The following is a 23,419-nucleotide window of genomic DNA, read 5'->3' as shown; positions in this document are numbered from 1 at the left end:
GCGAATAACACAAACGACGGTCCGATCCGTGCTGTGACACGCGGACACGACCCGGAAAAGCGGCGTTCCGCCGGGTGCCGCCGTTACCGTGACTCTATGGCGGGCCGTACCTCTCAGGCGAGCCGGCGGCGCGGCGCGTCGCCACGTGGCTCCACGAACAACCGTGCCCGACAACCGGCGAAGAAGGCGGCGCGCAAGCCCGCCCGGCGGCGACCGACCCGCGGGCCGAGTCCGGCGGCGTTCGTCGGCGGCGCGGTCAACGCCCTGTGGATGGGGCTGGCGCACTCGGTCGGGTGGGCGTTCCGGGCCGCCGGCCGGCAGGCCGCGTCCACCCGGGAACTTGACCCGGAGCACCGCCGCGACGGCGCCGGCCTGTTGCTGTTCGGGCTGGCCATCCTCGCCGCGGTGGGCATCTGGGGCGGCGGCGCCGGCCCGGTGGGCCGGCACCTGGCCGACACCGTGCGCCTCTTCGTCGGGGCGATCTCGATCGTGCTGCCGGTGCTGTTGATGGTCGGCGCGTGGCGGCTGATGCGCACCCCGGTCGACCCGGAGCACCGCGGTCGCGGCCTGGTGGGTTGGGGTTCGATGCTGCTGGCCACCGCCGCGATGCTGCACATCGGGCAGAATCCGGTCGACGAGGTCCAGCGCGACTACGCGGGCGGCCTGGTCGGTGCCGGTGTGGGCGACCTGCTGAAGTCGGCGGTGACCGCCTGGGTGGCCATGCCGCTGCTGCTCCTGCTGCTGGTGTTCGGCCTGCTGGTGGTGACCGCGACCCCGATCAACCGGATCCCGGAGCGGCTCGGCCTGCGCGCCGATCCGGACGCCCCCGAGGCCGTCGACGAGACCGACGAGGTCGAGGCGCCGCCGAAGCCGGCGCGCCGGCGGCCGGCGAAGCGGCTCCCGCCGCCGCTCGACCCGGCGGAGCTGGACCCGGACGACGAGCTGGCCGGCGTCGACATGCAGGAAACCATCGTGCTGCCGCGCAAGATGCCCAAGGTGCCGGCGAACCGCAAGCCGGCCGAGCCGCCGGAGCACTCGCCGCTGCCCACCCGCGCCGAGCAGCTCGCGCTCACCGGCCTGGCCGGCGACTACACGCTGCCGCCGGCCAACCTGCTGGGCGCCGGGGCCGCGGCGAAGACCCGGAGCAAGGCCAACGACGAGGTGATCGCGGCGCTGACCGGTGTCTTCGAGCAGTTCGACGTGGACGCCGCGGTCACCGGGTTCACCCGCGGCCCGACCGTCACCCGCTACGAGGTCGAGCTGGGACCGGGCGTCAAGGTCGAGCGGATCACCCAGCTGTCCCGCAACATCGCGTACGCGGTGAAGTCGCCGGACGTGCGGATCCTCAGCCCGATCCCGGGCAAGAGCGCGGTCGGCGTGGAGATCCCGAACACCGACCCGGAGAACGTGTCGCTCGGCGACGTGCTGCGCTCGCGGGCCGCGACCAGCGACCACCACCCGATGGTGGTGGCGCTCGGCAAGGACATCGAGGGCGGCTACGTGGTGGCCAACCTGGCGAAGATGCCGCACATCCTGGTGGCGGGCGCAACCGGGGCCGGCAAGGCCCTGGCCCTCGACACTCCGATCGTCACGCCCACGGGCTGGTCGACGATGGCGGACCTGCGCGTGGGCGACCAGGTGTTCGACGAGCTGGGCCGGCCCTGCAACGTGGTCGCGGCGACGCCGGTCATGCACGGACGGCCGTGCTACGAGGTGGAGTTCTCCGACGGAACCGTCATAGTGGCGGACGCGGAGCACCAGTGGCGTACGACGACACGGGCCGGCCGTACTCAGCGCAAGCATCGGTGGAAGAACGGCAGCTACTGGGCGGAGGACGACCGCGACCTAGTGGCCCGTCGGGTTGAGGAAGTACTGGGCGAACCGGACCGGCCGACGTCCAGCGGCGAGGTGGTCTCGGACCTCGGCGCGCAGTTCCGTAACGTCCTCTATCAGGCGCTGCGATCGATACCGACCGAAGCGCGCTTGGCCCGTCGCCCGTATGAGCGCGGTGGCCGCCAGCTCACTCGCTGGGTGAAGACCTACTCTCGCCACCGCATGTACGGGTCGCTGTCCCAGCAGGTTCTCGCTCCCGGTCGTTCTACCAGCCGTCAAGTCCACGACGCGGCACCGGTGACGACCCGACAGATTGCCGAGAGCCTGCGCGTCGGTCCTCGTGGTGAGTGGACGAACCATGCCATTGACGTTGCCCAGCCGTTGGTCTACCCCGAGGCGGAGCTGCCTATCGCGCCATACACGCTGGGCTGCTGGTTAGGGGACGGGACTACCGGAGCCGCCAGCATCACGAGCGCGGACGAGGAGATCCTCGACGGGATCAGGTCGGAGGGCTATGAGGTCCTCAAGCAACCTGCCAGCGAGCTTCTCTACACCATCTCCAACCGGCAGGAACGCGCGCATCGCATCCTGGCGGCTCTGCGGCTGGTGGAGCAGGGCATGAGCGGGCCGAAGGCTGCTCGTCAGGCCGGGGTCTCCAACACGGCGGTCTACCTTGCCCGCAAGGCAGGGTTGTGCTGCGATGCAGCTCCGCCCGGTCCGGAGCGCTCGGCGCCTGTCATGCCGTACCGCACGATGCGGGCCATGTTCCGGGAGATCGGCGACAAGCACATCCCCCTCGCCTATCAGCGTGGGTCTGAGACCCAGAGGCGAGCTCTGCTCGCCGGGCTCCTGGACACGGATGGCACGGTGTCAAAGCGCGGTGGGGTGGAGCTGGCCCTCACATCCGAACGGCTCGCGCAAGACGCGCTCGAGTTGATTCTGGGCCTGGGATACCAAGCGACCATGACCACCAAGCAGGTAAAGGGCCGATCCCTGGCGACCTCGACCTGTTACCGGATCCACTTCACGCCGCCGGACAAAGTGTTCCGGCTCACCCGGAAGGCCAGCCGGCAGGTCACGCAGATTCGTTCCAGCACGGTGAGGCGATACATCGTCGACGTACGGCCGGTGCCATCCGTGGCGGTGCGCTGCATCGAGGTGGACAGCCCCAGTCATCTGTTCCTGGCCGGTAGGACTCTGATCCCGACTCACAATTCCAGCTTGCTCAACTCACTCCTGGTGTCGATCCTCACCCGAGCGACTCCCGATGAAGTGCGACTTCTTCTGGTGGATCCGAAGCGGGTGGAACTGACCAGTTATGAGGGAGTTCCGCACCTGGTCACGCCGATCGTGACCAACCCGAAGAAGGCGGCCGACTCGCTGGAGTGGGTCGTGCGCGAGATGGACATGCGCTACGACGACCTCGCCGCCAACGGGGTCCGGCACATCGACGACTTCAACCGCAAGGTGCGCAACGGCGAGATCAAGGCCCCGCCCGGCAGCGAGCGGGAGATGCGCCCCTACCCCTACCTGCTGGTGATCGTGGACGAGTTGGCCGACCTGATGATGGTCGCGCCGCGCGACGTGGAGGACTCGGTCGTCCGGATCACCCAGCTCGCCCGCGCCGCCGGCATCCACCTGGTGCTGGCCACCCAGCGCCCGTCGGTGGACGTGGTCACCGGCCTGATCAAGGCGAACGTGCCGTCCCGGCTGGCGTTCGCCACCTCGTCGCTCGCCGACTCCCGGGTCATCCTCGACCAGCCGGGCGCGGAGAAGCTGCTCGGCCGCGGTGACGGTCTGTTCCTGCCGATGGGCGCGTCGAAGCCGGTGCGGATCCAGGGCGCCTGGGTGACCGAGCGCGAGATCGCCGACGTGGTGAAGTTCTGCAAGGACCAGCGCGAGCCGGAGTTCCGGCCGGACGTGCTCGCCCCGGCGCAGGACAGCAAGAAGAAGATCGACGAGGACATCGGCGACGACCTGGACCTGCTGGTGCAGGCGGTCGAGCTGGTGGTGACCTCGCAGTTCGGCTCGACCTCGATGCTCCAGCGCAAGCTGCGGGTCGGCTTCGCCAAGGCGGGCCGGCTGATGGACCTGATGGAGACCCGGGGCGTGGTCGGCCCGTCCGAGGGCTCCAAGGCCCGGGACGTGCTGGTCAAGCCGGACGAGTTGGAGGAGGTCCTGGCCGGCCTGCGTGGCGGCGAGGACTGACCCCGGACGCGACACGGGCCCGCCGGACGACCGGCGGGCCCGTGTGACGGGTGGCCTCAGGAGTTGAGGATCGCGTAGCCGATGATCATGCCGAGCACGGCGCCGGCCACGCTGGCGGCGGCGGCGTACCAGCCGAGCGGCTTGTCGCCGAGCACCGCGCCGACGATGCCCAGCACGAGGCCGACCAGGCCGAACAGCGGCGGCAGGATGAAGATCGCGATGGCCGCGAAGACGAACGCGATGATGGTGCAGATCCGGGCGGCGCTGCTGCGCGGACGGGCGGTGGCGTGGACGTCGGCCATGGGTTCCTCCGTGGGGTGATCTCTCGGTGAGCTGCGGATCACCTACCCCGACCGCGCGGCCGTCCAAACCGGATCGCGCATCGATCAGTGGAAGAGTTTCAGCCCGACCACGCCGGCGACCACCAGCAGCAGGCTGGCGATCCGGGGCAGGTTCGCCGGCTCGCCCAGGGCGAGCATGCCGACGAGCGCGGTGCCCACCGCGCCGATCCCGACCCAGACCGCGTAGCCGGTGCCGACCGGGATGTCGCGCAGCGCGTACGCCAGGCCGGCCATGCTGCCGACCAGGGTGACCGCGAAGACGGCGGAGGGGAGGGGGCGGGTGAAGCCGGCGCTGCGGTCCAGGGCGATCGCCCACGCGGTCTCCAGCAGTCCGGAGAGCACCAGCACGATCCAGGCCATGAGTGTCACCTCTGACGGGCGGGCCCGGTCCGTCGCACCGGGCGGTGGTCGTTTCCGCGGGGCGTCGTGCCTGACCGGGTACGCCCACCACTCGTCCGGGACGGCCCGAGGACCGTCGTGGCCGACGCTAGCACCGGCCGGGCGGGACCGGGGGCGGGGTGAGAAAGCCCACCATGGCTGGAGTTGACGCGAACTTCAGGTTGCACGATGGGCCCATGACCGTGCTCTTCTCCGACGAGGACGTCGCGGCGGCCGTGGACGCCCCGCTCACCGTCGCCGCCATGCGGGACGCGCTGCTCGCCGCGCACGACGGGCGGCTGATCGCCCCGCCCCGGGCGTCCGCCCCGCTCGGTGGCGGGCGGATGGTGCTCACCGCCGGCCACCTCACCGGCGAGTGGTACGGCTTCCGCTCGTACGACACGTTCGGGCACCCGGAGAGCGGGCAACTGGTCGTGCTGCACGACGCCACCACCGGCGCGGTTCGCGCCATCGCCGTCGGCGAGGAGTTGGGCTCGCGGCGTACCGGGGGACTGGGCGGCGTGGCCGTGGACGCGCTGGCCCGGTCGGACGCCGCCACGCTCGGCGTGGTGGGTTCCGGCCGCCAGGCGTGGACCCAGGTCTGGGCCGCGGCGGCGGTCCGGCCGCTGCGCGAGGTGACCGTGCACAGCCGTTCGGCCGCCCGGCGGGAGGCGTTCGCCGCCCGGGTCCGGGCCGAGCTGGGCGTGCCGGCCCGCGCCGTCGGGTCCGCCGCCGCCGCGGTGCGTGACCGGGATCTCGTCGTGCTCGCCACCACCAGCACCGCCCCGGTGCTGGCCGCCGCCGAGCTGGCCCCGGGCACGCACGTCAACACCGTCGGCTTCAAGCAGGTCGACAGGCACGAGTTCGGCGCCGACCTGCTCGACGCCGCCGACGTGTTGGTCACCGACTCGCCGGGGCAGGCCGCCGCGTACGCGCCGCCGATGCTCGCCGCCGTCGAGCCGTACGCCGGGCGGCTGCGTGACCTGGGCGCGGTGCTGGCCGGGGCGGTCCCCGGCCGGACCGGCGCGGACCAGATCTCGGTGTTCTGCTCGACCGGTCTGGCCGGCACCGAGGTCTTCCTGCTGGACCGCCTGTCCCGCGTGGCGGCTCCGGCGCGGTGAGAGGGGAGCCCTTCTCTACCGCAGGCGTTAAGAAGGGGCCCTTCCTTGCACCTGTACCCTCGGATGGTGTCTGATACCTCCTCCTCCGCATCCGACGGGCGCCGGGTCGCCCTGCTGACCCTGGGCTGCGCCCGCAACGAGGTCGACTCGGAGGAGTTGGCCGCCCGGCTGCACGCCGACGGCTGGCAGGTGACCACCGACGGCGAGGGCGCCGACGTGGTGGTGGTGAACACCTGCGGCTTCGTCGAGAAGGCCAAGCAGGACTCGATCCAGACGCTGCTGGCCGCCGCCGACACCGGCGCCAAGGTGGTCGCCGCCGGCTGCATGGCCGAGCGGTACGGGCGGGAGTTGGCCGACAGCCTTCCCGAGGCGCAGGCGGTCCTGAGCTTCGACGACTACCCGGACATCGCGGCCCGGCTGGACGCGGTGGTGGCCGGCGAGGCGATCGACGCGCACACCCCGCGCGACCGGCGTGAGCTGCTCCCGCTGACCCCGGTGAAGCGGCGCGAGGCGGCGGTGTCGCTGCCCGGCCACGGCACCCCGACCCGGGTCGCGCCGGAGACCGACGCGCACACCCCGGCGCACCTGCGGCAGGTGCTGCGGCACCGGCTCGACACCGGCCCGGTGGCCTCGCTGAAGCTGGCCAGCGGCTGCGACCGGCGGTGCGCGTTCTGCGCCATCCCGGCGTTCCGCGGCGCGTTCGTCTCGCGTACCCCGGACGAGCTGCTCGCCGAGGCCGAGTGGCTGGCCAAGACCGGCGTCCGCGAGCTGGTGCTGGTCAGCGAGAACTCCACCTCCTACGGCAAGGACCTGGGCGATCCGCGCGCGCTGGAGAAGCTGCTGCCGCAGCTCGCCGCGATCGACGGGATCGTGCGGGTACGGGCCAGCTACCTCCAGCCCGCCGAGACCCGGCCCGGCCTGGTCGAGGTGATCGCCACCACGCCCGGCGTGGCCGCCTACTACGACCTGTCGTTCCAGCACTCCAGCGAGCCGGTGCTGCGCCGGATGCGCCGGTTCGGCTCCACCGACCGGTTCCTGGAGCTGCTGGCCTCGGCCCGCGCGCTGGCGCCGGAGGCGGGCGCCCGGAGCAACTTCATCGTCGGCTTCCCCGGCGAGACGAAGCAGGACGTCGCCGAGCTGGTCCGGTTCCTGACCGAGGCGCGGCTCGACGCGATCGGCATGTTCGACTACAGCGACGAGGACGGCACCGAGGCCGCCGGGCTGCCCGGCAAGGTCTCCGCCGGCACGGTCAAGCGGCGCTACGACCGGCTCAGCGCGCTCGCCGACGAGCTGTGCTCGCAGCGGGCCGAGGAGCGGCTCGGCTCGACCGTGGAGGTGCTGGTGGACTCCGTCGCCGACGGGGTGGTCGAGGGTCGGGCCGCCCACCAGGCGCCCGAGGTCGACGGCTCGACCACGCTCGTCGCGCCGGACGGCGGCGGGGTCGACCTGGCCGCGCTGCGCCCGGGCGACCTGGTCCGGGCCCGGGTGACCGCGACCGAGGGCGTCGACCTGGTGGCCGTGCCGGATGAGATGATCTCGGCGGCGCCCGGCGCGGCACGGTGACGGCGGGCCCGGACGGAGCGGGGAAGCCACGTGGGGCGATGCCGGACATGACCGGGGCGGAGTCGACGGTGGCGGCCCCCGTGCCGCTGCTCAACGCCGCGAACCTGCTGACCGCGGCGCGGCTGGTGCTGGTGCCGGTGTTCGCGGTGACCGTGGTGGCGTCCGGGATGAGCCATGCCGGCTGGCGGATGGCGGCCTGCCTGATCTTCGTGGTGGCGTCCGCGACGGATCTGGTCGACGGGTGGATCGCCCGCCGGTTCGCGCTGGTCACCTCGCTGGGCAAGGTCGCCGACCCGATCGCCGACAAGGCGCTCACCGGCGCCGCGCTGGTGCTGCTCTCCTGGTACGACCGGCTGCCCTGGTGGGTGACCGTGGTGATCCTGGTCCGGGAGCTGGGCATCACCGCGATGCGCTTCTGGGTGATCCGGCACGGGGTGATCGCGGCCAGCCGCGGCGGCAAGATCAAGACAGCGCTCCAGATCCTGGCGATCACCTGGTACCTCTGGCCGATGCCGGCTGCGCTGGCCCCGGTCGGCCCCTGGATCATGGGCGCGGCGGTGCTGGTCACCGTCGCCACCGGCTTCGACTACGTGGCCCAGGCGCTGCGGCTGCGTCGTCCCGCGCGTTGATCCGGGCAGCCGGCGAGTAAGCCGGCGCGACGCGGGAAGAAGGGGCGGTCATGGAGGACACCGACGCGAGACACCAGCGACCCGCCGGCAGTCCGGCGGCGTCCGTCGTGCACCGCCTGCACGACTGCGGCGAGACGCTGGCCACGGTCGAGTCCCTGACCGGCGGCCTGCTCGCCGCCGCGATCGTGGAGATCGCCGGAGTCAGTTCGATCTACCGGGGCGGGCTGGTGGTCTACGCCACCGAGCTGAAGGCGACGCTTGCCGGCGTACCCGAGGACCTGCTGGCGTCGCGCGGGCCGGTGGACCCGGACGTGGCCCTCGCGCTGGCCGAGGGCGGGCGGCAGCGCTGCGGCGCGGACTGGGGGCTGGCGACCACCGGCGTGGCCGGTCCGGAACCGCAGGACGGCAAGCCGGTGGGCCTGGTCTACGTGGCGGTGGCCGGCCCGGCCGGCTCCGAGGTGCGCCGCCTCGACCTCGACGGCGGCCGCGACCACGTCCGCACCGCCGCGGTGATCGAGGCGTTGCGGCTGCTCGCCGAGCGGATCCAGGTGGCCCGCGACGCCGAGGCCGACCCGGCGGGCGCCGGCCGGCGATGATCCCCGTCCCGGCGCCGGCACGCCCGACCGCGGGCGCGCGGCACCGGCCGGGCCGGTGGGATTGGACAGGCGGGGTGGGATGTCGTCGTGGCGGTCAACGGGTACGGTTGCGGGAAGGCTCCGGCGCTGTCGGTCGGGCATGGTGACCCGATTTCAGGGGGAGGTGCGATGGTCCTGCTACGCCGGGTGATCGGTGACGCACTGCGGGCGCGCCGGCAGGGGCAGCACCGCACCCTCCGCGAGGTCTCGTCCGCCGCCAACGTCAGCCTCGGTTACCTCTCCGAGATCGAACGCGGCCAGAAGGAGCCCTCCAGCGAGCTGTTGGCCGCGATCTGCGACGCGCTCGGCGCCCGCCTGTCCGAGCTGCTCCGCGAGGTGAGCGACACGGTCGCCCTGGCCGAGCAGATGCCGGGCGTGCTGGTGCCGGTGGCCGACGAGCCGGTCGAGTCGACGCCGGTGGCCGCGGCCGCCGTGCGCAAGGCGACCAACCGGGGGGTTCGGCAGGTCACCTCCGACGGCGCGGTGGCCGTCCAGGTCCGGCAGGACTCGCCGCTCAAGGCGACGCTGCGCACCACCCGGGTTCGCCCCGCCGAGCGCGACGTGGTCTGCGCCGCCTGATCCCGGCCGATCGCGCATGGTCGCCACTGGCGCTCACGTCGTAATGTTGATCAGGGACGTACGGGTGCCGGAGTGGCGTCCGACTGGGACGATGTAGGCGCGACGCTACTGAGGGGACGAGGCGGAGATGGCTAACCCGTTCGTCAAGGGTTGGAAGTACCTGATGGCGGCCTTCGGCGCGAAGATCGACGAGCACGCCGATCCGAAGGTGCAGATCCAGCAGGCGGTCGAGGAGGCGCAGCGGCAGCACCAGGCCCTGGTCCAGCAGGCGGCTGCGGTGATCGGCAACCAGCGCCAGCTGGAGATGAAGCTGTCCCGGCAGATCACCGAGGTGGAGCAGCTCCAGGGCAACGCGCGGCAGGCGCTCACGCTGGCCGACCAGGCCCGGGCGAAGGGCGACGAGACCGAGGCCGGGCGCTACGAGCAGTCCGCGCAGATGCTCGCCACCCAGTTGGTCTCCGGCGAGCAGGCGCTGGAGGACCTGAAGACGCTGCACGACCAGGCGCTCAACGCGGCCGCGCAGGCCCGCAAGGCGGTCGAGAACAACTCGATGATCCTCCAGCAGAAGCTCGCCGAGCGCACCAAGCTGCTCAGCCAGCTGGAGCAGGCCAAGATGCAGGAGAGCGTGGCCCGCTCGCTGGAGTCGATGTCGTCGCTCACCGCGCCGGCCAGCACTCCGTCGCTGAACGAGGTGCGCGACCGGATCGAGAGCCGCTACGCCACCGCGATGGGCCGGGCCGAGCTGGCCGGCAACTCCGTCGAGGGCCGGATGCTGGAGATCCAGAAGGCGTCGCTCGACTCGGCCGGGTCGGCCCGACTGGATCAGATCCGGTCGAGCATGGCCGGCGACCAGCTCGGCGGCCGGCAGGAGCGCCCGGCGGTGGGGCCGCAGGCGACCGACCCGGCGGCGTCGGCCCGGCTGGACGAGATCCGGGCCAGCATGAGCCGGGATCGTGGCACCGGGGAGAGCACCACCGGCTGACGGACGGGGGAGACCCATGGTGGACGAGCGGGCGCGACACTTCCGGCGGCTCGGCAAGCTGCGGCGCTCGGCGCGGCGGTGGAGCGTGCTGGCCGGTGGGCTCGGCGGTGCCGCCGCGGTGCTCACCCCGTACGCCGGGCTGGGTCTGCCGGACGCGGCCTGGGCCGGCGCCGCGGGCAGCGCGATCGCGGTCGCCGTCTGGCGCTGGGCCGACCACCGCGCACTCGCCGCCGTGCCGGCCCCCCCGGCGCTCGACCCGGCGGTGGCCGCCGCCCGCTCCCGCGCCCGGCTGGTCGCCGCCGTCGAGCGGCTGCCCGTCGGTCCCGGCGTCCTCGCCGAGGTCCGCCGGGTCCGGTCCCGCCTCGCGCTGCGCGGCACCGCCGCGGCCGAGCCGTGGGCTCGCCTCGACCGGGCCGCGCTCACCCTGGCCGGCCTGGCCGGGCGGCTGACCGGGCTGGCCGAGCCGGCGGTCCGGGAGGCCGCCGAGGCCGACCGTTCCCTGCGTGAGCTGGCCACCCGGGTGGCGAGCGTGGAGGGCGCGGTGAAGCTGGCCCCGCGGGGGCCGCTCGCCGAGGTGCACGCGACGCTCGTCGCCCAGTTGGAGGACGGCGTGGCCGCCTACGAGCGGCTGGTGGTCGCCGCCGCCGGCTACGTGGCCGAGGACGCCCGCCCGAACACCGCGCACCCGGCTGCCGCGCAGCTCACCGAGGCGACCGACCTGCTGCACGGCGTGGCCGCCGCCCTGGCCGAACTCCGCACCCCGCTCCGCGCCCCCTGACCACCCGCGCCCGCCCGGTCAGTCCGGCGTGGTGACCGGGATCGGGGGAGTCCAGGGCGAGGTGCCGACGACGTTCGTCGCGCGTACCCGGTAGTGGTAGGTCGTGCCGCGGGCCAGGCCGGTGTTGGTGAAGCCGCGGCCGGTCACCCGGAAGACGGCCGGCTCCCGGGTGAAGCTCGCGTCGGCGGCGCGCTGCACCACGAACCCGGCGCCCGGCCCGGCGGGGGTCTCCGCCGACCAGCTCAGCGTCACCGTGGCCGTGTCCGTCGACGGCGTGCCGGCGGTGGCGGACACCCCGGCGGGCGCGGCCGGCCGGGGCGGAATGGTCACCGTGGCCACCGTCGACCAGGGTGACGCCGCACCCAGGTACGTCGTGCGTACCCGGTAGTAGTACGTGGTGTCCGGGGCGACGGCCGGGTCCAGGTGGTTCTCGCCGACCGCGATCGCCGTGGTGCCCGGCCCGCTGGTGAACGTCGGGTTGGTGGCCCGCTGCACGTCCACGCCGGTGGCGAAGGAGTGGTTCACCCAGCGCAACGCCACCCGCGCGGGCGCGGCCGGCGGCACCGACGCGGTCAACCGGGCCGGCGCGGTCAGCCGCACCGAGGCCGGCGCGCTGTTCGACCAGGCCGAGCAGCTCACCGCGTTCTCGGCCCGGATCCGGTAGTGGTAGGTGACGCCGGGTGTCACCGTCGCGTCCGTGTAGCGGGTGGCGGTGGCGGCCACGGTGATCTCGGTGAGGCCGGTGGTGAAGGTGCTGTCCGTGGCGCGTTGCAGCCGGTGGCTGGTGGCCGGCGGGCGGCTGCCGTTGCCGGTCCAGGTCAACGCGATGGCGGGCAGCGCGGTGGCCGAGCCCGGGGCCGGGGTGGCGGTCAGCCCGGTCGGCGCCCGGGGCGTCACCCGCAGCACCAGCGGTCGGCTCATGCCCTGGTCGCGCAGCCCCGCCGAGCGGGTCTGCCAGCGGTACTCCCAGCCCAGGTTGACCACCTGGTTGACCACCACCGTGGGCCGGCCGTCGACCGGGCTGACGCCGCCGGCATCCAGGCGGGCGCCGGCCGGCCGGCTCGGGTCGAGCAGCCGTACGCTGTCGCCGATCGTGAACGGCAGGCTGGGCGGGACGGGGCGCAGCGCCACGATCACGTCCTCCCGGGGGTTGACCCGGACGGTGTCCTTCCACCCCAGCTCGCCCGGATCCGGCGGCCGGAGCGTGCCGTCCCGGCCGACCCGGTTGACCAGTTGCACGTCGCAGCCCTCGACGTGCACCGGGTGGGTGCGGTCCGCGTCGCCGACGATCCGCCACAGCTGGGTGCCGTCCGCCGGCGCGCCCACCGGCACGGCCGGGTCGGTCACGAACAGCACCTCGGTGGCCGGCTCGGTCGGGCCGAGCGGCAGGACGGCCGGGGCGAGCGGACCGCCGACCGGGTGGGCGACGCCGAGCCGCCCCACCGCCCGGCCGTGCCGGGGCTCGAACACCTGCCCGACCGCCTTCACCGCCAGCGGCAGCGTCACCGGGGCGGACCCGCCGGCCGGGGTGAACGTGACCGAGGTGGCCCGCGCCGGGACGAGGGTCGGGGCGGCGGTGCGGGTGCCGAACGCCGGGTCGTACGCCGGTTGCGGCACGATCGGCGGCGGCTGGCTCCGCGCGTACGCGCCGGGCAGGTGGGCGGCGAGCCGCCGCAGGTCGTACCGGGCCGCCGGGGTGCCGGTGACCCGGATCTGGAGCAGCGTCCGGGTGTTCGGGCCGTAGCCGGGGCGCGCCGGCGGCAGGCCGCCCGAGGCGGTGCGGTCCGGTGCGCCGGTGTGGTGGTCGTGGCGCGGGTCGAACCGGGGCAGCGGGGCCGGGCAGTCGTTGTAGAGGATCAGCGTGGTGCCCGGCGGCACGGTCGAGAAGTCCACCAGCACGTCGGCGCGCTCGCCGGGGGCGAGCAGCAGCGCGTGTCCGTCCACGTTGAGCACCGTCGCGTCCTGCCTGTCGTACCGGTAGTCGACCGGCCGGTTGGCCAGCACCACCGGGGCCGGCAGCAGGCCGCCCTCGTTGCCGATCTGGATCAGCTCCGGCCCGGCCGCGGCCGGGTCGGGCACGCCGCCGTCGCGCCCGTCGACCGGCCAGTACGCCGGCCGTCCGGCCGTCCGGACCGCCTCGACCATCGGCACCTCACCGGCGCGCGGGTCACCCGGGCCGCCGTCCGGCGCCCACATCGGCGCGTCCGAGGCGGCCCGGTAGAGCTGGAGGTTGAGCGCCCGGTCCGGGCAGGCGTTCAGGATCCGGAACCGGTACGCCCGCGGGGCGACCTCCAGGTAGGGGTAGGCCACGCCGTTGACCAGCGGGGTGTCCCCGTACGCCTCGGGGACCGCCGACGGGTGCGGCACGCCCGGCACCAGCGGCGGCTCGTCCGGGTCGGTGACCGGGTCGTGGTGCGGGTTGGGCACCGGGGCCACCCAGGGGCTCGCCCCGCCGTCCGGGTCGTGCGCCCACGGCCCGTAGTCCCAGCGACCGGTCGGGTTGGTGCCGCTGAGCCGGTACGGGTTCTGCCGGGGCTGGTAGACGTGCGGGTGCCAGAGGCTGCCCTTGGCGCCCCAGCGCTCCCGGTCCCAGGTCGGGTCCTGGGCGGCGAGTTGGGCGTCGTCGGGTACGAACGTCTTGTCCTCGATCACCAGCGGGAGCTGGTCGGCGGGCAGCACGCCGTCGTCGACGAGCCGCTCCTCGGCCGGGTCGGTGAGCAGGTAGAGGGCGAGTTGTCCGGAATAGACGGTGAGCCGGGACAGGCCGAGCGTGTTGTCGTGCAGCCACATCAGCCGGCCGCTCTGGTCGTTCGGGAAGTAGAGCGTGGTGGCGCCCGCGCCGGGGGCCGGCATGTCCGGCACCGGCGTCACGCCCACCCCGATCGGGTACGGGGTGATCTCGCCGGCCGGGGTCACCCACTGCCACGGGTTGCCGGCGCTGATCCATCCGGTCCGCGCGCCGGCCAGGTGTGGCACCGCCCGGTTCTGGGGGTACGGTGCCGGCCCGTCCAGCGGTCCGGCGCCGGCCCCGTCGACCGTCTCGTCGACCGGCAGGAACAGCTCGCCGGCCCGGCCGGTGGGGAGCTGGTTGATGAACTTGACCCGCACCGGTCGACCCCGCCTGGCCACGATCATCGGGCCGAGGTGCCAGGGCCGGTCGGGCGGGCTCACCGTGTTGTGGCCGGCCGCGTCGGTGCCGAGGTTGAGCTGGCGGTAGCCGCGCAGGCGGGTGGCCGGCAGGTCCCGGTGCAGGCGCTGCGCGTACTCCTGGAGGCCGATCTCGTAGTAGTCGCAGCCCGGCCAGGTGATGGTGTCCGGCACCGCGACCGGCAGCCGGGCGCCGAGCCCGGCGGTGGGCGGCCGGCCGGGCAGCGGCAGCGGGTCGACGAACTTGCGGATGCCGGTGCCGGGCACCGGCCGGCCGTCCGGGTCGAGCGTGGGCAGCGGACTCCCGGCGGTGTTCGGCACCGGCCCGAACAGGCGCGGTACGGCGGCCGGGTCCAGGCTGGCCGGCTCGGCCGGCGCCGCGGGCCCGCCCGACTCGGCCGGCATCACCGGCGCGGCGGGCGTCGTCGGCTCCTGGTCGGCGGCGCGGGCGGTGGGAACGGTGGGCGCGGTCTCCTCGGCGACCGTGGCGGCCCGGTCCGGCCGGCCCGGCCGGAGTCTGCGGAACAGCACCATGGCTCTCCCCGGGATCGGGGCGCGGCGGCCGTCACCCCGGCGTGGCGGGCGTACGCGCTGCTGACGATCGGTGAGCGGTCCACCGCAGCATGCGACACCGAGGGCGTGGGAGGGAATTACCCAATCGTCCGTATCTCAGGTGATCTTAGATGGTTCGTGGAAGTTCCACGTCAGTCGCGTTCCGGCTGGCAGACCGGGCACCAGTAGGTGACCCGCTCGCCCAGCTCCTCCTTGCGGATCGCGGTCCCGCAGCGCCGGCACGGCTGCGCCCGCCGGCCGTAGACGTAGCTCGTCCCGCCCCGGCGCAACACCCCGGTGGTGCTCTGCGTCCAGCGGCCCCGGTTGGCCGCCAGCAGCCGCTGGGCCAGCGTGACGGTGCCGGCCAGGTCGGGCACCGCCCGCACCGGCGTCCACGGCGACACCCCGCGCAGGAAGAGCACCTCGCACTTGTACAGGTTGCCCACCCCGGCCAGGTTGCGTTGGTCGAGCAGCGCCTCGCCGATGCTCTGCTCCGGGTGCGCGGCCAGCCGGCGGACCGCCTCGTCCGGATCCCAGTCCGGGCCGAGCAGGTCCGGGCCGAGGTGCCCGACCAGTGAACTCTCCTCGGCGGTCGGGATCAGCGCCAACTCGTGCAGGTGGTAGCCGACCGCCACCGCGCCGGCCGAGCGGAGCACCACCCGGATCAGGTGGGCCGGCCGGGCCGTCCACCGTTCGCCCGGCGCGTACGCCCGCCAGGCGCCGTCCATCCGCAGATGCGAGTGCAGCGTCCGCTCCTCGCCGGCCGGGCCGTCGAGGCGCAGCAGCAGGTGTTTGCCCCGGCTGGCCGACTCGCGGACGGTCCAGCCGGTCAGGTCGGTGGTGGCGAGCTGCGGCACGCGGAAGTCCGACCCGGTGAGCCGGGCGCCGGCCAGCGCGCGGTGCAGGACGCGGGCGGTGTTCCAGACGGTGTCACCTTCGGGCACGCCACCATTCTCCCCGACCGAACGAAATTCGCATGTTTCGCTATTTGGACCTATGTTCCCATTCATCCGGTTGACCGCAAGGATCAGGGGGTTCTGAGGAGAATCCCATGGCCCGTGTCCGCCGTACCCTGATCGCTCTGACCGCCCTGCTCACCCTGACCGCCGGCGTGCCCGGCACCCCCGCGTCGGCCGCGCCACCGGCCGCCGGCGCACCGTCGGGCGCCGCCGCGCCCGACGCCGAGCGCTGGTCCGCCGCCCTCGCCGTCGCCGGCGGCGACGACGTCAACGTCACCTGGCGATCCGGTCGCCTGCGGCTGGCCGACACCCGCCCCACCGCCCGTACCCGCCCGGCCGCCGCGGCCGGCCCGGTCGCCGAGGGCATCCTGCTCACCGCGCCGCGCCTGCTGGACCGACCCGCCACCCGGGTACGCGCCCGGCTCGCCGCCCGTGCCCGCGACGGCGGCACGGCGACGGCGCAGGTGCGCGGCTGGCGGTCCGGCCGCTGGACCGAGTGGCGCGACGCCGCCGAGGCGGTCTTCGACCAACCGGTCACCCGGGTGCAGGCCCGGGTCGTGCTGACCACACCGGACGCCGCCGCCGAGGCGACCGTGACCGGGCTGACCCTCGCCGCCGACCGGGCCGCCCCCACCGCGGCCCCGCCGGCCGTCGCACGCACCTACCGGGTGTACGCGACCCGGATCGGCCTGGTCGGCGGCGTCACCGCCAACGGGCACACCGTCGGCGTCCGCGACCACTTCGCGGCGCTGCCCACCCGGCGTGGCCTCTCCCCGCGCGGGACCGGCGACTACACGGTCAAGGTCTGCACCACCAGCGGCAGTCGCTGCGAGTACGCGCCGGTCTGGGACGTCGGCCCGTGGAACACCCGGGACGACTGGTGGAACCCGCCGACGGTCCGGGAGAACTGGCGGGACCTGCCGCAGGGGCTGCCCGAGGCGCAGGCCGCCTACCAGAGCGGCTACAACGGCGGGCGGGACCAGTTCGGTCGGACCGTGCGCAACCCGGCCGGCCTCGACCTGGCCGACGGCACGTTCTGGGACGGGCTGCGGCTCACCGACAACGCGTGGGTCACCGTGACGCTGCTCTGGACGGCCGGCGGGCCGCGCGGGGTCGTCGGCTCCGGGCCGCTGAACCTGCGCAGCGGGGCCGGCACGTCCTACCCGAGCCGGGGCCTGGCCGCCACGTACGCGCAGGTGCCGATCGAGTGCCACGTGACCGGGCAGCGGATCGCCGGCCCGTACCGCACCACCACCCGGTGGTACCGGCTGACGGGCGGCTTCTACGTCAGCCACGCGTACCTGTCCACGATCTCCGCCGACACCCTCCCCCGCTGCTGACCCTCCACCCCTTCCGTTGATCTTGCAGTTCGTGCCCGTCCGTTGCGGCTTTCGTGGCTTTCGCCGGGGCAGGAACTGCAAGATCGGGGGGGTCAGGGGGATGTGACGGTGACCAGGTCGCCGGGGGAGACGGTGAGGACGTCGACGGCGCGGCCGGTGGGCACCGCCACGGCCACCAGGCCGGCCGAGTCGACGTAGACCACCAGGCCGCCCGGGGCGGCGTCGCCGAACGTGTGGCCGTGCACGGCGTCGCGGCCAGCCACCCGTACCCGGGCGGGCAGCCCGTCGAGCAGGGCGCCGGGCGCGGCGAGCTGGACGTTGCCGAAGTGGTCGACGGTCAACACCTCGGCGGTGAAGCCGGCGGCGTCGGCGCGGACCACCGGCTCCGGCAGCCGGACCAGAGTCGCCGGGTCGACCACCGGCCCCGCCCCGGCCAGCGGCGCGCCGAGCGCCAACCGGGCCGCCACCGGCGCGAACACGTCCCGCCCGTGGAAGGTGCGGGAGACGGTCGGCGCCAGCCACCACTCCGGGTCGGTCAGCGCCACCGCGTGGGTCACCCCGCCGAGCGCCTCGGCGGCCGGCAGGAGCAGCCCGTTGTCCGGCCCGACCAGCAGCCCGCCGGGCGTGGCCAGCGCGATCCCGCGCCGCTCGGTGCCGACCCCCGGGTCGACCACCGCGACGTGCACCCCGACCGGCAGGTACGCCACGGTCTGCGCCAGCACCGCCGCGCCCCGGCGGACGTCGGCGGGCGGCACCAGGTGCGTCACGTCGATCACCCGGGCGGCGGGCGCGAGCCGGGCGAGCACCCCGTGACAGGCCGCCACGAACCCGTCGGCGAGCCCGTAGTCCGTGGTCAGCGAGACGCAGGGCGGTGCGTGCATCCCGACCATCCGTCCTCCACAGGGTGCGAGATCCAGGTATGAACGGCCATCACCGACCAAGATCTCACGGTCGAGCCGGTCGAGGTGAGTCAGCCGCGTAGGCGCAGGCCGCGAGGGGTGGGCCGGAAGCCGGCGGCGGTGAGCGCGTCGCGCAGCGGCGAGGAGTGCACCGCCTCGCCGTCGGCGCGCTCCACCGAGATCGCGCCCAACGCGCCGGAGTGCACCGCGTCGGCCAGCGCCTTGCCCGCCGCGCCCAGCGCGTCCACGTCGTCGGTGAACGACAGGATCGTCCGCCCGCCCCGCTCGACGTAGAGCACCAGGTCGCCGCCGACGAGAACCACCAACGCACCCGCCTTCCGCCCGGCCCGGTGACCGGTGGCCGGGGCCGCGCCGTCACCCGAGTCGACCACCCGCTCCGGCCAGGGCAGCGCGGCGCCGTACGGGTTCGCCGGGTCGGTGGCGGCCAGCACCACGGTCGGCCCGCCGCCGCCGCGGCCCCCGTCGGCCGGGTCGGCCAGGGCGCGGATCCGGTCGACCGCACCGGGCACCGCGAACTGGGCCGCGCCCAGGCCCTCGACGAAGTAGCCGCGCCGGGCCGCCCCGCGCTCCTCCAGCGCGGACAGCACCGGGTAGACCGCGGCGAAACCGCCGGTCACCTGCTCGGCCATCACCGCGCCCCGGGTCACCACGCCGTGCCGCTCCAGCAGCAGGTCGGCCAGGGCGGCGGCCCGGCGGGTCGGGTCGAGGTCACGCTCGGGCAACCGGGACCAGCGGCCGGCCATCGTCGGCGGGCCACCGCGGCTGGGCAGCGCCACCCGGCCGGGGCGGCGGTAGCGGGTCCGCGGGGCCGACGGCCGGGACCGGTGCGCCCCGCCGGCGCCCAACGCGGCGCGCAGCGGCGCCAGCGTGTCGTTCGTCAGGTGCCCGGCCCAGACCAGATCCCACACCACGGCCGACAGGGCGGCGTCGTCGGTGGCGCCGACCCGGTCGGAGAGCGCGCGGAAGAAGAGCGCCTGCCCGCCGGCGAGCGCGTCGAGCACCGCCTCGTGCGGCGGGGTGAGCGTCAGCGCCTCGTCCGGCGGCGGCAGCAGCAGCGGCGCCACGTCGGCGTACGCCAGCGTCACCCACCCGTCGCCGCCGGAGATCGCCCCCGCGCCGGCCCAGACCAGCTCGCCGCTCGCGCACAGCTCGTCGAGCTGGGCGGGCGAGTAGTCGGCGACCCGGGCCGGCAGCACCAGCCGCTCCAGCGCGGACGCCGGCACGGTCACGCCCTGCACCTGCTCGACGGTGGCGGCGACCGCCTCGACGCCCCGGGCCGACGAGCCGACCTGCTGCCAGCGGGGCAGGAACGCGGCCAGCGCCCGGGGCGGCACCGGCTCGATCTCCCGGCGCAGCGCCGCCAGGGAACGGCGGCGCAGCAGGCGCAGCACCTCGGCGTCGCACCACTGCGTGCCCACGCTGTCCGGCGCGAACTCGCCGGAGACCACCCGCCCGTTCGCCGCGAGCCGGCGCAGCGCCTGCTCGACCACGAACACCCCGAGCCCGAACCGGGCCGCGCAGGTCGCCGCCGCGAACGGGCCGTGGGTGCGCGCGTAGCGGGCGACCAGGTCGCCGAGCGGATCGGCCACCGGCGCCAGGTAGGCCTCGGCCACCCCGACCGGCAGCGCCACCCCGAGCGCGTCACGCAGCCGGGCCGCGTCCTCGACGATCACCCAGCGCTCCTCGCCGGCGATCCGGAGCCGCAGCACGCGGCGGGTCGCCGCCAGCTCCTCGGTCCAGGCCTCCGGCACCCCCCGCTCGGCCAGCTCGGCGGTGCTCAGGTCACCGACCACCCGGAGCAGCTCGACCACGTCCTCGGCGTCGCGGGGCCGCCGCTGCTCGGTGCGCCAGCGCAGTTGGCGTTCGGTCTCGGCGAGCACCGCCGGGTCGAGCAGCTCCCGCAGGTCGACCCGGCCGAGCAACTCGCCGAGCAGCCCGGAGTCGAGCGCCAGCGCGGCGGCCCGCCGTTCGGCCAGGGGCGCGTCGCCCTCGTAGAGGAACGCGCCGACATAGCCGAAGAGCAGCGACCGGGCGAACGGCGACGGGCGTTCCGACTCGACCTCGACCAGGCGCACCTTGCGGGCGGCGAGGTCGCGCATCAGCTCGGCCAGGGCCGGCTGGTCGAAGACGTCCTGCAGGCACTCCCGGGCGGCCTCCAGGGTGACCGGGAAGTCGGCGTACTCGCGGGCCACGTCGAGCAGTTGCGCGGCGCGCTGGCGCTGCTGCCACAGCGGCTGCCGGCGGCGCGGGTCGCGGCGGGGCAGCAGCAGCGACCGGGCCGCGCACTCGCGGAACCGGGAGGCGAACAGCGCCGACGTGCCGACCGACTCCTCGACCAGCTGGGCGATCTCGTCCGGCTCGAAGACCACCACGTCGGCGCCGGGTGGGGAGTCGGCGGTGTCCGGCAGCCGGACCACGATGCCGTCGTCGGAGGGCATGACCTGGGCGTCCACGCCGTAGCGTTCGGCCAGCCGGCGGCCGATGGCGAGCGCCCACGGCCCGTTGACCCGCGCGCCGAGCACCGAGTGCACGGCGAGCCGCCAGTCGCCCAGCTCGTCGCGGAACCGTTCGACCACCACCGTGCGGTCGTCGGGCAGCGAACGGGTGGCCGCCTTCTGCTCGCGCAGGTAGTTCATCAGGTTGCCGGCCGCCCAGTCGTCCAGCCCGCCGGCGCGCAACGCCGCCACCGCGTCGGCGTCGGACTGCCGCAGCAGCGCCCGGACCCTTGCGCCGATCGCCCGACCCAGTTCGACCGGTCGGCCGAGCTGGTCGCCCTTCCAGAACGGCATCCGCGCGGCCTGGCCGGGAGCGGGGGAGACCAGCACCCGGTCGGGGGTGATCTCCTCGATCCGCCAGGACGACGAGCCGAGCAGGAACACGTCGCCGACCCGGGACTCGTAGACCATCTCCTCGTCCAGCTCGCCGACCCGGGCGGCCCGCTCGGCGCCGGCCAGGAAGACCCCGAAGAGGCCCCGGTCGGGGATGGTGCCGCCGCTGGTGACGGCGAGTCGCTGGGCGCCGGGCCGGCCGGTCAGCACGTCGGTCGCCCGGTCCCAGACCAGCCGGGGGCGCAGCTCGGCGAAGGCGGTGGACGGGTAGCGGCCGGAGAGCATGTCGAGCACCGCGTGCAGCGCCGAGTCGGGCAGCTCGGCGAAGGGCGCCGCCCGGCGGACCAGCACGGCCAGGTCGCCGAGCGGCCACGGCTCCAGCGCCACCATGGCGACGATCTGCTGGGCCAGCACGTCGAGCGGGTTGCGCGGGTAGTGCAGCTCCTCGATCGCGCCCACCCCCATCCGCTCGGCGACCACGGTGCAGGAGAGCAGGTCGCCGCGGTGCTTGGGGAAGACCACCCCTCGGGAGACGGCGCCCACCTGGTGCCCGGCCCGGCCCACCCGTTGCAGCCCGGCCGCGACACTCGGCGGCGCCTCGATCTGCACCACCAGGTCGACCGCGCCCATGTCGATGCCCAGCTCCAGGCTGGAGGTGGCGACCACGGCGGGCAGCTGCCCGGACTTCAGCGCCTCCTCGATGTGCTTGCGCTCCTCCCGGGAGACGCTGCCGTGATGCGCCCGGGCGATCACCGTCGGCGCGCCGGCCGCCGCGCCGGACTGCGCCATCACCTCGGCCGGCTGCCGGGGCGCGCGCACCGGCCCCACCGGCCCACCGAACGCGTCCGCGCCGCGCCGCCCGCCCGGGCCCGCCGCGTCGCGGGTCGCCGACCTGGTGCCGTCAGTCGTGCCGGCGCCGGTCGCCGGGCCGTCGTGGTTCGCCGGGTCGTCGTCGGTCGCCGGGCCGTCGTCGCCGGCCGGCGGGCCGTCGCGGCCGGGCAGGAGATCGGATACGCGCACCGGGTCCCCGCCCCGGGCCATGCGGGCGGCCTCCGTGGCGGCCGTCGCCTCGGCCTCCTCGGCGGCCAGCTCGTTGAGGCGCGCGCAGAGGCGTTCGGCGCCGCGTCGGGAGTTGGTGAAGACGATGGTGGACCGGTGCGCACGGATCAGCGCGAGCACCCGTTCCTCGACGGCCGGCCAGATCGACGGCCGGCGCGGACCGAGCCCGCCCAGCTCGTCCTCCGGGGGCTCCTGCTCGTCGAGGCGGGTCATGTCCTCCACCGGGACCTGGACGCTGACCTCGATGGTCTTGTCGGCCGCGGGCTGCACCACGTCGACCGGGCGCGCGCCGCCCAGGAAGCGGGCGCAGACGTCGATCGGGCGCACCGTGGCGGAGAGCCCGATCCGCTGGGCGGGCCGGTCGAGCAGCGCGTCGAGGCGTTCCAGGGAGAGCGCCAGGTGCGCGCCGCGTTTGGTGCCGGCCACCGCGTGCACCTCGTCGACGATCACCGTGTCCACCCCGCGCAGGGAGTCGCGGGCGGCGGAGGTGAGCAGCAGGAACAGCGACTCGGGCGTGGTGATGAGGACGTCCGGCGGGGTGCGGGCGAAGGCTCGCCGCTCGTCGGCCGGGGTGTCGCCGGTGCGCATGCCGACGGTGATGTCGGGCGGGACGAGACCGAGCCGGGTGGCGGCCTGGCGGATGCCGATGAGCGGGGTGCGCAGGTTGCGCTCCACGTCGACGGCGAGGGCCTTGAGCGGGCTGACGTAGAGCACCCGGCAGCGCCGTCGGGGGTCGGCCGGCGGTGCCTCCTTGCCCAGCCGGTCGAGTGACCAGAGGAACGCCGCGAGCGTCTTGCCGGAGCCGGTCGGGGCGACCACCAGGGCGTTGCGGCCGGCGACGACCGAGCGCCACGCGCCCTCCTGGGCGGGTGTGGGCGCGGCGAACGCCGCGGTGAACCACTCCCGGGTCGCCGCGCCGAATTCCGCCTGCCCCCCGCTCGCCGGGGTCACCTCGTCCGCCACGTCACCAATCCTGCCGCGCCGGTGTGACATCCGGCCCGGCGCCGTGGCGGTTCCGTCCTGCCCGAGCAATTGACATGGCGAATAGAGGCTTTAATCCGTTAAGTCTTACTTAACTGCTTGCTTGTACCGTGCAACATAAAGTAACTTCACCCGCAACGCGGCGCGGCTGGAGGCGTGGATGACCGTTGAGGAGCGAGGCTTCAGGCTCGGCACCGACGTGCTCATCCGCAAGGTCGACAGCCGGCTCGCCACGCTCCGCACCGGTCTGCACGGCACGGAGCTGGAGTTGGCCGAGGAACTGGCCCGGCGCCTGCGCGAGCTGGTCGTCGCCACCGCGCGCTCCAGCGCCGCCGACCGGGCGTTGGTCCGCGCCGCGGTGCACTACTTCGTCCTGCGCCGGGAGAGCCGCGACGCCCGGCTGCCGGTTCGCTCCCTCGCCGACGCGCAGCGCGTGGTCGACCGCACCGCCCGTCAACTCGCCACCTCCCACCCCGCCGCGGCCGCCCGCCGCGATCCCGCCCCCCTCCACTGACGACCTGACGCCCCACGGCCCCCGGCGCGACACCTCCGGCCCTGACGCCCCCACGGCCCCCGGCGCGACACC

Annotated in this window: 16 protein-coding genes, 1 pseudogene and 1 riboswitch; of the genes and pseudogenes, 11 read left to right on the top strand and 6 right to left on the bottom strand. The window is 74.8% G+C overall.

The window, feature by feature from the left end; genetic code table 11:
* Positions 1-96: 96 nt before the first annotated feature.
* Together GA0070213_RS32360 and GA0070213_RS32705 are read left to right on the top strand one after the other, a co-directional pair.
* Positions 97-2,811, top strand: a pseudogene (locus tag GA0070213_RS32360) (DNA translocase FtsK 4TM domain-containing protein); the annotation flags it as partial.
* The gene (locus tag GA0070213_RS32705; protein WP_342670524.1) at positions 2,797-4,041 is read left to right on the top strand and encodes an FtsK/SpoIIIE domain-containing protein; all 1,245 of its coding nucleotides are present in this window, start codon (positions 2,797-2,799) and stop codon (positions 4,039-4,041) included. The pseudogene GA0070213_RS32360 and the gene GA0070213_RS32705, both read left to right, overlap by 15 nt.
* Before the next feature lie 56 nt (positions 4,042-4,097).
* Here GA0070213_RS32705 and GA0070213_RS27565 read toward each other — a convergent pair whose 3' ends face one another.
* Together GA0070213_RS27565 and GA0070213_RS27560 are read right to left on the bottom strand one after the other, a co-directional pair.
* Positions 4,098-4,343 carry a hypothetical protein gene (locus tag GA0070213_RS27565; RefSeq protein ID WP_091070989.1) on the bottom strand — a complete coding sequence of 82 codons (246 nt, stop codon included), beginning with the start codon at positions 4,341-4,343 and terminating at the stop codon, positions 4,098-4,100.
* Between the two features lie 84 nt (positions 4,344-4,427).
* The gene (locus GA0070213_RS27560; RefSeq protein ID WP_091070987.1) at positions 4,428-4,742 is read right to left on the bottom strand and encodes a DMT family transporter; all 315 of its coding nucleotides are present in this window, start codon (positions 4,740-4,742) and stop codon (positions 4,428-4,430) included.
* A 55-nt stretch (positions 4,743-4,797) separates the two neighbouring features.
* Positions 4,798-4,862: riboswitch (guanidine-III (ykkC-III) riboswitch) on the bottom strand.
* A 95-nt stretch (positions 4,863-4,957) separates the two neighbouring features.
* On the opposite strand from GA0070213_RS27560, the gene GA0070213_RS27555 reads away from it, so the two are divergent.
* The 7 genes from GA0070213_RS27555 to pspM all read left to right on the top strand — a co-directional run bounded on the left by GA0070213_RS27555 (position 4,958) and on the right by pspM (position 11,047).
* Entirely contained in the window at positions 4,958-5,881 is a 924-nt protein-coding gene (locus tag GA0070213_RS27555) for an ornithine cyclodeaminase family protein (RefSeq protein WP_091070985.1), read from the top strand.
* A 63-nt stretch (positions 5,882-5,944) separates the two neighbouring features.
* Positions 5,945-7,444, top strand: a complete 1,500-nt coding sequence (gene rimO, locus GA0070213_RS27550; RefSeq protein ID WP_091070982.1) for a 30S ribosomal protein S12 methylthiotransferase RimO — start codon at positions 5,945-5,947, stop codon at positions 7,442-7,444.
* Between the two features lie 47 nt (positions 7,445-7,491).
* Entirely contained in the window at positions 7,492-8,073 is a 582-nt protein-coding gene (gene pgsA / locus GA0070213_RS27545) for a CDP-diacylglycerol--glycerol-3-phosphate 3-phosphatidyltransferase (RefSeq protein ID WP_175441531.1), read from the top strand.
* 50 nt (positions 8,074-8,123) lie between these two features.
* A complete protein-coding gene (locus GA0070213_RS27540) occupies positions 8,124-8,669 on the top strand; it encodes a CinA family protein (RefSeq protein ID WP_091070977.1) in 546 nt (181 codons plus the stop codon).
* Between the two features lie 168 nt (positions 8,670-8,837).
* The gene (locus GA0070213_RS27535; protein ID WP_091070975.1) at positions 8,838-9,287 is read left to right on the top strand and encodes a helix-turn-helix domain-containing protein; all 450 of its coding nucleotides are present in this window, start codon (positions 8,838-8,840) and stop codon (positions 9,285-9,287) included.
* Between the two features lie 127 nt (positions 9,288-9,414).
* A complete protein-coding gene (locus GA0070213_RS27530) occupies positions 9,415-10,269 on the top strand; it encodes a PspA/IM30 family protein (protein WP_091070973.1) in 855 nt (284 codons plus the stop codon).
* 16 nt (positions 10,270-10,285) lie between these two features.
* Entirely contained in the window at positions 10,286-11,047 is a 762-nt protein-coding gene (gene pspM, locus GA0070213_RS27525) for a phage shock envelope stress response protein PspM (protein ID WP_091070970.1), read from the top strand.
* 18 nt (positions 11,048-11,065) lie between these two features.
* Here the strand turns inward: pspM and GA0070213_RS27520 are convergent, their stop codons facing one another.
* Positions 11,066-14,728, bottom strand: coding sequence for a fibronectin type III domain-containing protein (locus GA0070213_RS27520; protein ID WP_091070968.1), 3,663 nt, complete (start codon positions 14,726-14,728; stop codon positions 11,066-11,068).
* 170 nt (positions 14,729-14,898) lie between these two features.
* Positions 14,899-15,690: a DNA-formamidopyrimidine glycosylase family protein gene (locus GA0070213_RS27515; RefSeq protein WP_139128738.1), complete on the bottom strand. Its 792-nt coding sequence runs from the start codon at positions 15,688-15,690 to the stop codon at positions 14,899-14,901.
* 107 nt (positions 15,691-15,797) lie between these two features.
* On the opposite strand from GA0070213_RS27515, the gene GA0070213_RS27510 reads away from it, so the two are divergent.
* Entirely contained in the window at positions 15,798-17,045 is a 1,248-nt protein-coding gene (locus GA0070213_RS27510; protein ID WP_091070966.1) for a hypothetical protein, read from the top strand.
* Between the two features lie 92 nt (positions 17,046-17,137).
* On the opposite strand, the gene GA0070213_RS27505 is transcribed toward GA0070213_RS27510, so the two are convergent.
* Together GA0070213_RS27505 and GA0070213_RS27500 are read right to left on the bottom strand one after the other, a co-directional pair.
* A complete protein-coding gene (locus tag GA0070213_RS27505) occupies positions 17,138-17,926 on the bottom strand; it encodes an SAM hydrolase/SAM-dependent halogenase family protein (protein WP_139128737.1) in 789 nt (262 codons plus the stop codon).
* 89 nt (positions 17,927-18,015) lie between these two features.
* Positions 18,016-22,815: an Lhr family helicase gene (locus GA0070213_RS27500; protein ID WP_091070961.1), complete on the bottom strand. Its 4,800-nt coding sequence runs from the start codon at positions 22,813-22,815 to the stop codon at positions 18,016-18,018.
* 178 nt (positions 22,816-22,993) lie between these two features.
* Here GA0070213_RS27500 and GA0070213_RS27495 point away from each other — a divergent pair, with 178 nt between their 5' ends.
* On the top strand, positions 22,994-23,347 hold the full coding sequence (locus tag GA0070213_RS27495; protein ID WP_091070958.1) for a hypothetical protein: 354 nt from the start codon (positions 22,994-22,996) through the stop codon (positions 23,345-23,347).
* Positions 23,348-23,419: the final 72 nt, after the last annotated feature.

Origin of the sequence: Micromonospora humi (assembly GCF_900090105.1) — a bacterium.
In the GTDB taxonomy this organism is placed as follows: domain Bacteria; phylum Actinomycetota; class Actinomycetes; order Mycobacteriales; family Micromonosporaceae; genus Micromonospora; species Micromonospora humi.
Note: the sequence above shows the minus strand (reverse complement) of the source record. Positions and strands in the feature narration are given on the sequence as shown.